9 protein-coding genes are annotated in these 12,709 nt (G+C 64.5%); 4 read left to right on the plus strand and 5 right to left on the minus strand.

Annotated elements, in window-relative coordinates:
* Positions 1-8: 8 nt before the first annotated feature.
* Complete coding sequence (locus AC1DOQ_RS13695) at positions 9-1,883, minus strand: glycoside hydrolase family 13 protein (protein WP_477364759.1); 1,875 nt, start codon at positions 1,881-1,883, stop codon at positions 9-11.
* 525 nt (positions 1,884-2,408) lie between these two features.
* On the opposite strand from AC1DOQ_RS13695, the gene AC1DOQ_RS13700 reads away from it, so the two are divergent.
* Both AC1DOQ_RS13700 and AC1DOQ_RS13705 read left to right on the plus strand, forming a co-directional pair.
* Positions 2,409-5,186 carry a TonB-dependent receptor gene (locus AC1DOQ_RS13700; RefSeq protein ID WP_477364762.1) on the plus strand — a complete coding sequence of 926 codons (2,778 nt, stop codon included), beginning with the start codon at positions 2,409-2,411 and terminating at the stop codon, positions 5,184-5,186.
* Between the two features lie 90 nt (positions 5,187-5,276).
* Positions 5,277-6,803, plus strand: a complete 1,527-nt coding sequence (locus AC1DOQ_RS13705; RefSeq protein WP_477364765.1) for a tryptophan halogenase family protein — start codon at positions 5,277-5,279, stop codon at positions 6,801-6,803.
* Here the strand turns inward: AC1DOQ_RS13705 and AC1DOQ_RS13710 are convergent.
* From AC1DOQ_RS13710 to AC1DOQ_RS13725, 4 genes are all read right to left on the minus strand, one after another.
* Positions 6,763-7,173 carry a (R)-mandelonitrile lyase gene (locus tag AC1DOQ_RS13710; RefSeq protein ID WP_477364768.1) on the minus strand — a complete coding sequence of 137 codons (411 nt, stop codon included), beginning with the start codon at positions 7,171-7,173 and terminating at the stop codon, positions 6,763-6,765. The two genes, AC1DOQ_RS13705 and AC1DOQ_RS13710, sit on opposite strands and share 41 nt — an antisense overlap.
* Positions 7,174-7,175: 2 nt before the next feature.
* Positions 7,176-7,925, minus strand: a complete 750-nt coding sequence (locus tag AC1DOQ_RS13715) for a carboxymuconolactone decarboxylase family protein (protein WP_477364771.1) — start codon at positions 7,923-7,925, stop codon at positions 7,176-7,178.
* Entirely contained in the window at positions 7,922-8,164 is a 243-nt protein-coding gene (locus tag AC1DOQ_RS13720) for a tautomerase family protein (protein ID WP_477364774.1), read from the minus strand. The genes AC1DOQ_RS13715 and AC1DOQ_RS13720 overlap by 4 nt, the downstream gene beginning before the upstream one ends.
* A 96-nt stretch (positions 8,165-8,260) precedes the next feature.
* Positions 8,261-9,157: a LysR family transcriptional regulator gene (locus AC1DOQ_RS13725; protein ID WP_477364776.1), complete on the minus strand. Its 897-nt coding sequence runs from the start codon at positions 9,155-9,157 to the stop codon at positions 8,261-8,263.
* A 199-nt stretch (positions 9,158-9,356) separates the two neighbouring features.
* Here AC1DOQ_RS13725 and AC1DOQ_RS13730 point away from each other — a divergent pair, with 199 nt between their 5' ends.
* Together AC1DOQ_RS13730 and AC1DOQ_RS13735 are read left to right on the plus strand one after the other, a co-directional pair.
* Positions 9,357-11,159, plus strand: coding sequence for a DEAD/DEAH box helicase (locus AC1DOQ_RS13730; RefSeq protein WP_477364779.1), 1,803 nt, complete (start codon positions 9,357-9,359; stop codon positions 11,157-11,159).
* 191 nt (positions 11,160-11,350) lie between these two features.
* Complete coding sequence (locus tag AC1DOQ_RS13735) at positions 11,351-12,673, plus strand: MFS transporter (RefSeq protein ID WP_477364782.1); 1,323 nt, start codon at positions 11,351-11,353, stop codon at positions 12,671-12,673.
* Positions 12,674-12,709: the final 36 nt, after the last annotated feature.

Consider the following 12,709-nt stretch of genomic DNA (forward strand, 5'->3'; position numbering starts at 1 on the left):
ACCCTGGGTCAGAGTTCAAGGATCAGGGTCGACCTGGCCGGCAGGCGAATCTCGTCCTTCAGCGAGTAGGTCTTCCCGGTGAGTACATCGCGCCCGGACGCCACACCCGACAGCATCTCGTGGAAGCGCCCCGCATCCAGCACGGTCTCCTTGTCGTTGGCATTCAAGGCCACCATCACCTTCCTGCTGTCGTCGTAGCGGAAGTAGACATAGGTATTGTTCTCCGGCCCGTAGTGCATCAGCTTCCCGTGATGGATGACGGGGCTGTTCTTGCGCCAGTTGACCAGCTTCTTGACGAAATCCTGGGCCTCGCGCTGGCGCGGCGTGAGGCCGGCGCCGGTGAAGGCGTTGATCCTGTCGCCGGCCCAGCCGCCGGGGAAGTCGCGGCGGTAGCTGTTGTCGTCGCGCTCCTTGGTCGCACTGGTCATCAGGATCTCGTCGCCGGTATAGAAGTGCGGGATGCGCGGCATCGTCATCACGAAGGCGATGTCCATCTTGTAGCGGTCGTAGTCTTCGCCCACGACACTGTAGATGCGGGCCATGTCGTGGTTGGCTTCGAACAGCACCAGGCGGCTCGGGTCCGGATACAGGTGGTCGAGCGAGAGGGTTTCATATACGTCGCTGAAGATGTTCTTGCCATCCTTATCCGCCAGCGCCGTGCGCATCGCTTCCGTCAGCGGGAAGTCCATCATGCTGGGCATGTGGCTGACATAGCCGTCGAAGTTCACCTTGCCGCGCTGCCAGTGCGAGACCACGGCCGGCAGCTTGCTCCATTCCTCGCCCACCATGTTCAGCTGCGGGTACTCGGCCATCAGGCGCTTCGTGTATTCGGTCAGGAAGGCGCCGTCGGAATAGCCGAAGGTGTCGATCCGCAGGCCGGAAAGGCCGGCGTATTCGATCCACCAGATATTGTTCTGGATGAGGTAGTTGGCCACCAGCGGATTGGTCTGGTTCATGTCCGGCATGCCGGGGCTGAACCAGCCGGTGGTGAAGTTGCCGGCATCTTCCTTCGAGGCGTAGGGATCCTGCACGGCGGTGCGGTGGTGCTGGGTCGCGACGAACTTGCCGGCGTGGTTGATCCAGTCCGGCGTCGGCAGGTCCTTCATCCACCAGTGGTTCTTGCCGATGTGGGACAGCACCACGTCCTGGATCAGGCCGATGCCGTGCTTCTTCGCTTCCCTCGACAGGCGCAGGTAATTCTCGTTGCTGCCGTAGCGCGGGTCGATCCTGTAGTGGTCGGTGGCGGCATAGCCGTGGTAGGAAGCGGCCGGCATGTCGTTCTCGACCAGCGGCGTCGGCCACAGCTGGGTGAAGCCCATGCCGGCGATGTAGTCGAGGTGGTCGATGATGCCCTGGATGTCGCCGCCGTGGCGGCCGTGGCCCAGCTTGCGATCCAGTTTGTCGGCCATGCCGGCCACGCTGTCGTTGCTGGGATCGCCGTTGGCGAAGCGGTCCGGCATGATCTGGTAGATCGCATCCTTGGTATCGAAGCCCTTGCGCTGGGCGGAGCCGTGTTCGCGCGCCAGCAGGCGGTAGGTATGGGAGGTGCTGCGCGAGGCCGCATCGCCCTTGCCGCGGAAATCGATGCGCAGGCTGCCCGGCGCGGCCTTGCCATCGACGACCAGGTCGATGAACAGGTAGTTGCGGTTGGCGACCCGCGTCACCTGGGCGATGCGCACGCTCGGATAGTCGAGCGCCGGCTCGAGGTCGGCGATGGCCGGGCCGTGGATCATCAGTTGCAGGCGCTGGTCGTGCATGCCGGCCCACCAGAAGGGCGGATCGACGTGGTCGATGGCGGGTGCCTGGGCCCGCGCCGCGCCGCTGGCGAGGAAGGCGGTGCCGATGAGGAGGCTGGCGAGGGTGCGGCGGATCGTGGCGGGCATGGAAGGGTCTCCGTAAGTAGCGCAACTACATCGGCTGGCGGACGCTAGCGTCCTGGAAAGTGTGCCGTCATTGCAATTATTGCCCAGAGAATACACCAGCGAAGATGTGTCTTCAACGACAGTGACTATTTGAATCTCTAGTTTTGCTACACCTTTTCTAGAGCATAAATACGTGCCTGCGACCGCCTGTCTTGACAGAAGCTGAAAATCTACTACGTAAATTTGCACCAACTTGGTGCGAAATCAAACATTCTTGGTGCAAAGTAAGCTGTTTGTAGTACGACTACATCGTCTGTATGAGTGCTTTGTAGCTCGAATACAACGATATACGGCTTCACTCTAAGAAAAGCACGTAAAAAATCGAGATTCGCGTAGTCGAAGGCAAGTTGCGTTGACAGTGCATCTAGTTTTAGTACAGAATCGTTAGCAGAACGTCTAAGAACGTTTGCTTCTGGCTCCCGTAGTGATGGCTCTCCGGCTAGTGTTTTCGGGAAAAACATAGATTTGAACGATTTGAGGGGACAAATGAACCTTATCAATAAGCGCGCGGCGCGCTCTGTGCCGGGCAGCATTGCATTCAAGCTCAGCCCGGTTGCAGCAGGCTGCGCCGTCTTCATGGCCCTGAGCGGCCATGCCGCGCTCGCGCAGGAGACCAGCAGCCAGGACGCTGCCGCTACCGGCGCAACCAATTCCGGCATCTCGACCGTGACCGTGACGGGTATCCGCCGCGGCATCGAGGCTGCCATCTCCGTCAAGAAGAACAACGACTCGATCGTCGAAGCGATTTCGGCCGAAGACATCGGCAAGCTGCCGGACCAGTCGATCGCCGAATCGATCGCCCGCCTGCCTGGCGTGACCGCCCAGCGCGACGCCCACGGCAACGCCTCCGTCATCTCGATCCGCGGCATGTCCCCGGACTTCTCGACCGGCCTGCTGAACGGCCGCGAGCAAGTCTCGACCGGCGACTCGCGCGGCGTCGAATTCGACCAGTACCCGTCCGAGCTGCTGTCGGGCGTGGTGATCTACAAGACCCCGGACGGCGCCCTCGTCGGCCAGGGCCTGTCGGGCACCGTCGACCTGCAGACCGTGCGTCCGCTGGACTTCAACAAGCGCGTCATGGCGGTCAACTACCGCCGCGACAAGACCGGCCTGGGCATGGATAACGAAAAGGGCCACGGCAACCGCTTCACCTTCTCGTACATCGACCAGTTCATGAACCGCCAGATCGGCGTGGCCTTCGGCTTCGCTCGCCTGCAGGGCAAGAGCGGCGATACCACCCGCTTCGAAGGCTGGGGCAACGGCACCACCACCTACAACGGCCAGACCGTCAACGTCCCGTACAACGGCTTCAACTCCTGGACCGACAAGTACGAGCAGGACCGCAACGGCTTCATGGGTGTCGTGCAGTACCGTCCGAGCAAGGACTTCACCAGCACCGTCGACCTGTTCTACACCAAGTACAATAAGGACACCCGCACCCACGGCATCCAGATGCCGCTGTTCGACAATCCGGGCAATCCGCAGTACGACCGTCCGGGCCAGCTGGTCAATGCGACCCTGTCGGGCAACAACGTCACCGCCGGCACCGTCAACAACGTGCGCGCCGTCATCCGCAACGACGCCGTGGCATGGAGCGACACCAGCAAGTCGATCGGCTGGAACAACAAGCTGCGTGTGAACCAGGACTGGACCGCGAACCTCGACCTGTCGTTCAACTCGGCCGAGCGTACCGGCACCAACATCGAAACCTATGGCAGCTCGCTCGCGACCAACCTGGCCAGCGTCCAGTTCACCGCCGGCAGCCACACCTTCGTGCCGAACCTGAACTACGCCGACACCAACGTGTCCAAGCTGACCGACCCGCAGGGCTGGGGCGGCGCCGACATCCAGGCCGGCTACGTCAAGTTCCCGCATAACTACGACAAGATCAACGCCATCCGCCTGGACGCCACGCGCGACCTGCCGGAGGGTATGTTCTTCAGCAAGCTGACCACCGGCGTGAACGTGTCGAGCCGTTCCAAGACCCGCGAGTACACCGAGAACCTGATGTCCGTGAAGGGTGGTGCCGGCAATCCCTACGCCAGCATCCCGTTCCCGTCGGGCAGCGGCTCGGCCCTGGCCGGCGACAGCGGCATCAGCGTGCCGACCTTCGACCCGGTCGCCAACATCGGGAGCCTGTATGACCTGAAGCGCAAGGATCACCCGGATATCTGGAACAAGGACTGGATCGTCAACGAGAAAGTCGCGACCGCCTTCGCCAAGCTGGGCATCGACTCGCAAATCGGCGCGATCCCGCTGCGTGGCGCCCTCGGCGTGCAGATGATCCATACCAAGCAGGATTCGACCGCGTACTCGGTCGACAAGAACGGCGGCACCAGCGATGCCAATCGTCCGACCGCACCGGTTTCCGACGGCACCAGCTACAACGACTTCCTGCCGAGCCTGAACCTGATCGGCGACCTGGGCAACCAGCAAAGCCTGCGCTTCGGCCTGGCCAAGATCATGGCCCGTCCGACCCTGAACGACATGCGCGCCAGCGGCAGCTTCGGCTACGACGCCAACCGCCAGATCTACAGCGGCAGCGGCGGCAATCCGAAACTGGACCCGTTCCGCGCCAAGGGCATCGACCTGTCGTACGAGAAGTACTGGGACAGCAAGGCCTACGTCAGCGCCGCGGTGTTCTACAAGAAGCTCGACACCTATGTCGTGAACGTTGCCCGCACCGTGGACTTCACGCCCTTCCTGCTGCCGAGCACCGTGAAGGCGCCGACCAATATCGGCCTGTTCACCTCGCCGGTCAACGGCAACGGCGGCAACCTGAAGGGTATCGAACTGGCCGCATCGCTGCCGCTGAACACCCTGACCCGTTACCTGGACGGTTTCGGCGTGGTGGCCAACGCTTCGCAGAACGCCAGCGCGGTCAACCTGCCGGACATCGCCCAGGGCGGTTCGGGCACGATGGGCCTGCCGGGCCTGTCCAAGCGCGTCGCCAGCCTGACCCTGTACTACGAGAAGAACGGCTTCTCGGCACGTGCGGCTGAGCGCTACCGTTCGGACTTCATCGGCGAGGTGTCCAGCAACACCGGCGACCGCGAACTGAGCTACATCCAGGGCGAGAAGGTGCTGGACCTGCAGTTCGGCTACGAGTTCCAGAGTGGTCCGATGAAGGGTCTGTCGCTGCTGATCGAGATGAACAACCTGAACGACGCGCACTACATCCGCTATCGCAAGACGAAGGACAACGTCATCGAAGACACCCGCTTCGGCCGCACCGTGCTGTTCGGCCTGAACTACAAGCTGTAATCCTGTGTTGGCGTGAGCCGATAGGTCGTATATAAAGCCTCTTGCCCGGCGTAGCCGCGCAAGAGGCTTTTTCCATATGCTGGCAGAACAATGAAAACCGAGACCCTCCTGAAGAACATCGTCATCGTCGGCGGCGGCACCGCCGGCTGGATGACGGCCGCCTCGCTGTCGCATCTCCTGCGCGGCAAGTACGCGATCCGCCTGATCGAATCGGACGAGATCTCCACCGTCGGCGTCGGCGAATCGACGATCCCGATGATCCGCCTGTTCAATACGACCCTCGGCATCAACGAGGACGAATTCATGCGCGAGACGAAGGCCACCTTCAAGCTCGGCATCGAGTTCGCCGACTGGGGCAGGGTGGGCGAGCGCTACATGCACGGTTTCGGTGTCCTCGGCCAGCCCCTGTGGACGCTCGAGTTCTTCCAGTACTGGCTGCGCGCCTGGCAGGCCGGCAAGGCGCCGGACCTCGAACACTATTCGCTCAACCGCATGGCGGCCAAAGCCGGCAAGTTCATGCGGCCGCAGTCCGAGATGCCGAATTCGCCGCTGGCCAACATCCCCTATGCCTTCCACCTGGATGCGGGCCTGTACGCGCGCTACCTGCGCAAGTTCGCCGAAAGCCGCGGCGTGGTGCGCACCGAGGGCAAGGTGGTCGAGGTGCGCCAGCATGAGAATGGCTTCATCGAATCGGTGGTGATGGAAAACGGCCTGGCGATCGGCGGCGACCTGTTCATCGACTGCTCGGGCTTCCGCGGCCTGCTGATCGAGCAGACCCTGAAGACCGGCTTCGAGGACTGGAGCCACTGGCTGCCCTGCGACCGCGCCTGGGCCGTGCCCTGCGAATCGAGTGGAGCGCTGCAGCCCTATACGCGCGCCACCGCGCGTCCGGCCGGCTGGCAATGGCGCATCGGCCTGCAGCACCGCACCGGCAACGGCCACGTGTACGCGAGCCGCTTCATGAGCGACGACGAAGCCGCCTCCATCCTGATGAAGAACCTGGACGGCAAGGCCCTGGCCGAGCCGCGCATGCTGCGCTTCACGGCCGGCAAGCGCAAGCAGGTGTGGAACAAGAACGTGGTCGCGGTGGGCCTCTCGTCCGGCTTCCTGGAGCCGCTGGAATCCACGTCCATCCACCTGATCCAGTCGACCGTCTCGCGCCTGCTGGACTTCTTCCCGGACGCCGGCTTCGACCAGGCCGGCATCGACGAATTCAACCGCCAGTGCGAATTCGAGGTCGAGCGCATCCGCGACTTCATCATCCTGCACTACCACGCGACCGAGCGCAGCGACACGCCGTTCTGGGACCATTGCCGCACCATGGACATCCCGGACACCCTGCGCCGTAAGGTGGAGCTGTACAAGTCGAACGGCCGCGTGATCCGCGAGAACAACGAGCTGTTCACGGAAGTCGGCTGGCAGCAGGTCTTCCACGGCCAGGGCGTGCGCCCGCGCGGCCACCATCCGCTGGCCGGCCTGCTGGACGAAAAGGAGCTGCTCGGCTTCCTCGGGAATATCGAGCAGGTGATCGGCAAGTGCGTCGACGTGATGCCGACGCACGACGATTTCATTGCCGCTATCGTTGCGGCGGCCCCGCCAGATACTGCTCGTCGCTGACCTTCTCCAGCCACACCACGTTCACGCCATCCAGCGCTTCCTGGATGGCGATGTGCGTCATCGACGTGGTCGGCGACGCGCCATGCCAATGCTTGTGGCCCGGCGGGCACCAGACCACGTCGCCGGCGCGGATCTCGACGATGTCCTCGCCCTCGCACTGGGTCCAGCCGCAGCCGGCGGTCACCACCAGGGTCTGGCCCAGCGGATGCGTGTGCCAGGCCGAGCGCGCACCCGGTTCGAAGGTCACGCTGGCACAGGACACCCGCGAGGGTTCGGGCGCGCTGTTGAGCGGGTCGATGCGGACGGTGCCGGTGAAGTACTGTTCCGGGCCCTTCATCGAGGGCTGGGAACCGACGCGTTTGAGATGCATGCTCATTCCTTTCGTTTTGCGAAGACGTCCTTGAAGACCGGCATGGCCGAGAACACATTCGGCCAGCCGGCGTAGAAGGCGAGCTGGGTCAGCGCCTCGGCGGCCTGTTGTTCGGTGAGGCCGTTGTCCATGGCGCGGTTGAGGTGATAGGTGACCTGGGCGACCTGGCCGTTGGCGACCAGCGCGCTGACCGTGACCAGGCTGCGCTCGCGCGGCGCCAGGCCGGGACGCAGCCACAAGTCGCGGAACAGGGCATCGGTCGTGTACTGCACGACGCCCGGCGCCACCTTGCCGAAGTTTTCCTCGACGCCGCTGGCGCGCGCGGCTTCCGCCTTTTCGTCGAGCGGCAGCGGCGACGGCCGGGCCGGCGGCAGCCGGGCCATGTCGATCTTCCGTTCCGCGAATACGGCGCGGGCGGCGGCATCGGCGGCGGTGGCGTTGGCCCAGCCCGAATAAAAGGCCAGGTGGGTGATCAGTTCGGCGATCTCGCCCGGTTTGACGCCGCTGTCGAGGGCGCGGTTCAGGTAGAAGGGCAGTTCGTGGGCCTGGTTCTTCGCGACCAGCACCGACAGGGTGACGATGCCGCGGTCGCGCGGCGACAGGCCGGGGCGCTGCCACAAGTCGCCGAGTACCAGGTGCCGGGTATAGTGATCGAGTGCGGGTGTCATCGACGGTTTCTCCTTCTTGAGTGGGGCGCCCTGGGCGGCGGCGCAGACGAGCAGGGCGCCGGCGGCCAGGATCAGGCGTTTCATGGCAGGCCTCCCAGCGGCCCGTAGCCCGGCTTCTTGTACAGCGTGTCCCGCCTGTCGAGGATGTCGGGCTGGTACACCGCCTTCATCCAGTCGCCGGACGCTGCTTCCTCGAAGCCGACCGAGACGGATTCGTCGCCGTATTGCAGGACGCGGGTGACGCTGTTCGTGATCTCGTCGGCCAGCTGGCGCTTCTGGCGCTCGGACTTGCCGGGCCAGAGCTTGACGATAATGTGAGGCATGGCTGGTGCTCGCTGGTGGATGGAGATTCCACTATAGCCAGCGCCGACTCATGAGAGTAGTCGCTACTCATTCAATAGCGATATGAGGAAATTTCACTAATCCGGTCGGTAGCGCAGCGCGTCGACCACCAGCGCAAACGCCGGTGACGCTTGCCGCCGGCTCGGATAGTAGAGGTGGTAGCCGGGGTAGGTGGGGCACCAGTCTTCCAGTACCCGTACCAGGCGGCCGGCGGCGACGTGTTCGAGCACCATGTCGTCCGGCAGCGTGGCCAGCCCGGCACCGTCGAGCGCCGCCTGCAGTTTCTGCGGCGTGGTGTTGAAGATGGCCTGGCCCTCGACCTGCACCTGCAGCGGCTTGCCGTCGCTGACGAATTCCCACGGCGCCAGCCCGCCATGGGTCGCCAGGCGCAGGTTGATGCAGTTGTGGCGGGTCAGGTCCTGCGGCGTCCGCGGCAGCGGCCGTCCGGCCAGGTAGGCGGGGCTGGCGACCACGGCCCGCTTCATGTCCGGCGAGATGCGCACGGCGATCATGTCCTTGGCCACCTGGTCGCCCAGGCGCACGCCGGCATCGAAGCGCTCGGCGACGATGTCGATCAGGCCGTAGTTGATGCTGATCTCGACCCTGAGGTCCGGATAATCGGCGAGGACCTTCGACAGCTTCGGCCACAGGATGGTGCCGGCCGCGTGGTCGTGGGTGGTGATGCGGATGGTGCCGGCCGGCTTGCCGCGCGCATCGCCCAGCGCCGCCAGGCCCGCTTCGATGCCCTCGTAGTGCGGCTCCAGCGAGGCGTACAGTTTTTCGCCGGCCTCGGTCGGCGACACGCCGCGGGTGCTGCGGGTCAGCAGGCGCACGCCGAGCTTCGATTCCAGCGCGCGGATCGTGTGGCTGAGCGCCGACTGCGACACGCCCAGCTGGGCCGCGGCGCGCGTGAAGCTGCGCTCGCGGGCGACGAGGATGAAGGCTTGCAGGTGGTTGAAATCGGGACGGGACATGGCAGGGTCGGGTGGACGGTTCGATCGCGAAGAGTTGAATTATCGTAAAGCATCTGCCGTCCGCGCGTGGGCGGCGCGAACGTTGTTGCGGCGCGCATTTCGGCGAAAAAGCCGCCTACCCTACGTAAATAATCGAGCTTCGCAAGCTGTGAAAGAGTAAACTGCAGGTTTGCCTACGATTTTTAAGAGAATTTCCTACATGCATGACACCCCGCTCCCGACGTTTGCCGACCTGAACCTTCCCGCACCCATCCTCAAGGCGTTGAAGGACGTCGGTTACGAAACGCCGTCGCCGATCCAGGCCGCCACCATTCCGCTCCTGCTGGAAGGCCGCGACATCCTCGGGCAGGCCCAGACCGGCACCGGCAAGACCGCGGCGTTCGCGCTGCCGGTCCTGTCGCGCATCGACGTCAAGAACCCGGCCGTGCAGGCGCTGGTGCTGGCGCCCACGCGCGAGCTGGCGATCCAGGTGGCCGAAGCCTTCCAGAGCTACGCGGCGCACCTGAAGAACTTCCACGTGCTGCCGATCTACGGCGGCCAGGCCTATGGCCCGCAGCTGTCGGCGCTGCGCCGCGGCGCGCAGGTCGTGGTCGGCACCCCGGGCCGCGTCATCGACCACCTGGACAAGGGCACGCTCGACCTCTCGCAGCTCACCACCCTGGTGCTGGACGAGGCCGACGAAATGCTGCGCATGGGCTTCATCGACGACGTCGAGCGCATCCTGCAGGAGACGCCGGAATCGCGCCAGACCGCGCTGTTCTCGGCCACCATGCCGCCGCAGATCAAGCGCATCGCCACCACCTACCTGAACGAGCCGAAGGAAGTGACGGTGGCCGCCAAGACCACCACCGCCACCAACATCACCCAGCGCTACTGGCTGGTGGCCGGCCTGCAGAAGCTGGAGGCGCTCACGCGCATCCTGGAAGCCGAACCCTTCGACGGCATGATCATCTTCGCCCGCACCAAGCTGGGCACCGAGGAACTGGCGTCCAAGCTGCAGGCGCGCGGCTTCGCGGCCGCCGCCATCAACGGCGACCTGGCCCAGCAGCAGCGCGAGCGCACCATCGAGCAGCTCAAGAACGGCAAGATCGACATCCTGGTCGCCACCGACGTCGCCGCGCGCGGCCTGGACGTCGAGCGCATCAGCCACGTGATCAACTACGACGTGCCGTCGGACCCGGAAAGCTACACCCACCGCATCGGCCGCACCGGCCGCGCGGGCCGCAGCGGCGAGGCGATCCTGTTCGTGACCCCGCGCGAACGCGGCCTGCTGAAGGCGATCGAGCGCGCCACCCGCCAGCCGGTCGCCCAGCTGACCCTGCCGACCATCAAGGCCGTCAACGACGTGCGCATCGCCAAATTCAAGGACCAGATCGGCGAGGCCCTGGCCGCCGGCGGGCTGGAGATGTTCCGCTCCCTGATCGAGGAATACGAGCGCGAGCACAACGTGCCGGCGATCGACATCGCCGCCGCCCTGGCCAAGCTGAACCGCGGCGACGAGCCGCTGCTGCTGGAGAAGCCGGACCGCGAGCCGAAGCCGGAGTGGAAGGAGCGCGAGCCGCGCCCGGAATGGCGCGAAGATACGCGCCCGGCCCGCGCCGGCCGTGAAAGCTTCGGCCGCGAAAACTTCGGCAACGACGAGCGTCCCGCGCGTCCGGCGCGCGAAGGCTTCAAGAAGGAGCGCGTGATGCGCGCGCCGGAACCGGGCATGGCGACCTACCGCATCGAAGTCGGCCACGCGAACAGCGTCAAGCCGGGCAATATCGTCGGCGCGATCGCCAACGAAGGCGGCATCCCGTCCAAGGAAATCGGCCGCATCGAGATCTACGACGACTACTCGACCCTCGACATGCCGGCCGACCTGCCGCAGGACTTGCTGCAGCACCTGCAGAAGGTCTGGGTGGCGGGCCGCCAGCTGAACATCACGCGTGACGGCGAAGAGCCGATCAAGGCGGCGCCGAAGAAGAAGTTCGGCGAGAAGAAGCCGTTCAAGAAGGGCTAAGCACCCGTCAACCGTGAGACCGTCATTCCCGCATTCGCGGGAATGACGTTGACAAGTCCGTAGTCTGTTGTTTGACTACAAAATCACCCCGCCATCCTAGGTATTGTCCGGATTGACACTCAACAATCCCCATGTTACTTTGCTACATGGAGGTAGTTCGGCACGAGTCCGGGCACCGTTAGGGGACACAGATGGAAATGCAAACTCATTCGCTCAAGCCGCGCCTGTCGTTCTGGCAGTTGTGGAACATGAGCTTCGGCTTCTTCGGCATCCAGTTCGGCTTCGCCCTGCAGAACGCCAATACCAGCCGGATCTTCTCGACCCTTGGCGCCTCGCCCGACGACCTGGCGCTGTTCTGGCTCGCCGCGCCCGTCACGGGCCTGCTGGTGCAGCCGGTGATCGGCTACCTCAGCGACAATACCTGGCACCCGACCTGGGGCCGCCGCCGTCCCTTCTTCTTCATCGGCGCCATCCTGGCCGCGATCGCCCTGTTCCTGATGCCGAATTCCGCCGCCGTCTGGATGGCGGTGGCCGTGCTGTGGATGATGGATGCGGCGATCAACGTGTCGATGGAACCCTTCCGCGCCTTCGTCGGCGACAAGCTCGATCCGTCCCAGCAGACCGCCGGCTTCGCGATGCAGACCTTCTTCATCGGCTGCGGCGCGGTGATCGCTTCGCTGCTGCCGCAGATCTTCGCGCATTACGGCGTCTCGAACGTCCCGCTGAACGGCGCGATTCCGGATACGGTGAAGTATTCCTTCTACGTCGGCGGCGCCGTGTTCCTGGCCGCCGTCAGCTGGACCGTGTTCACCGCCACCGAACTGCCGCCGCCCGACCTGGACAGCTTCAAGGCCCAGCGCCAGCACGCCCGCAGCTTCGGCGTGGCGCTGCGCGAGATCGTCGGCGGCTTCAGCCAGATGCCGAAGACCATGGTGCAGCTGGCCTTCGTCCAGTTCTTCACCTGGATCGCGCTGTTCGCGATGTGGATCTACACCGGCACGGCGATCGCCGACAACGTCTACGGCACCGTCGACGCGCAATCGGCGGCCTACCAGGATGCCGGCAACTACGTCGGCGTGATGTTCGCCGTGTACAACGGCGTATCGGCGCTGGCCGCCTTCCTGCTGCCGGTGCTGGCGCGCGCCACCAGCCGCAAGACCTGCCACACGATCTGCCTGGCGCTCGGCGGCCTGTCGCTGGCCAGCATCTTCTTCATCCACGACAAGCAGGCCCTGATGCTGCCGATGATCGGCGTCGGCATCGCCTGGGCCAGCATCCTGACGATGCCGTATGCGATCCTGGCCGGCGCGCTGCCCGCCAGCCGGATGGGCTACTACATGGGTCTGTTCAACTTCTTCGTCGTGATCCCGCAGATCGTCAGCGGCCTGCTGCTCGGCTTCTTCACCAAGCACTTCTTCGGCGGCCACACGGTGCTGACCCTGGTGCTGGGCGGCGCCTGCATGGTGCTGGCGGCCGTATTGACGTTGTTTGTCACGGATCAGGCAGAGAAGTAAGCCTGCGCCATCATTTCGGCTCCTGTCCTATCATGA

The sequence above is a fragment of the Massilia sp. 01N417 genome (assembly GCF_056399645.1).

Excerpts from the sequence above, each read along its gene's own strand:
- AC1DOQ_RS13695 (WP_477364759.1), bottom strand. The coding sequence starts at position 1,883 with ATGCCCGCCACGATCCGCCGCACCCTCGCCAGCCTCCTCATCGGCACC.
- AC1DOQ_RS13700 (WP_477364762.1), top strand. The coding sequence starts at position 2,409 with ATGAACCTTATCAATAAGCGCGCGGCGCGCTCTGTGCCGGGCAGCATT.
- AC1DOQ_RS13705 (WP_477364765.1), top strand. The coding sequence starts at position 5,277 with ATGAAAACCGAGACCCTCCTGAAGAACATCGTCATCGTCGGCGGCGGC.
- AC1DOQ_RS13710 (WP_477364768.1), bottom strand. The coding sequence starts at position 7,173 with ATGCATCTCAAACGCGTCGGTTCCCAGCCCTCGATGAAGGGCCCGGAA.
- AC1DOQ_RS13715 (WP_477364771.1), bottom strand. The coding sequence starts at position 7,925 with ATGAAACGCCTGATCCTGGCCGCCGGCGCCCTGCTCGTCTGCGCCGCC.
- AC1DOQ_RS13720 (WP_477364774.1), bottom strand. The coding sequence starts at position 8,164 with ATGCCTCACATTATCGTCAAGCTCTGGCCCGGCAAGTCCGAGCGCCAG.
- AC1DOQ_RS13725 (WP_477364776.1), bottom strand. The coding sequence starts at position 9,157 with ATGTCCCGTCCCGATTTCAACCACCTGCAAGCCTTCATCCTCGTCGCC.
- AC1DOQ_RS13730 (WP_477364779.1), top strand. The coding sequence starts at position 9,357 with ATGCATGACACCCCGCTCCCGACGTTTGCCGACCTGAACCTTCCCGCA.
- AC1DOQ_RS13735 (WP_477364782.1), top strand. The coding sequence starts at position 11,351 with ATGGAAATGCAAACTCATTCGCTCAAGCCGCGCCTGTCGTTCTGGCAG.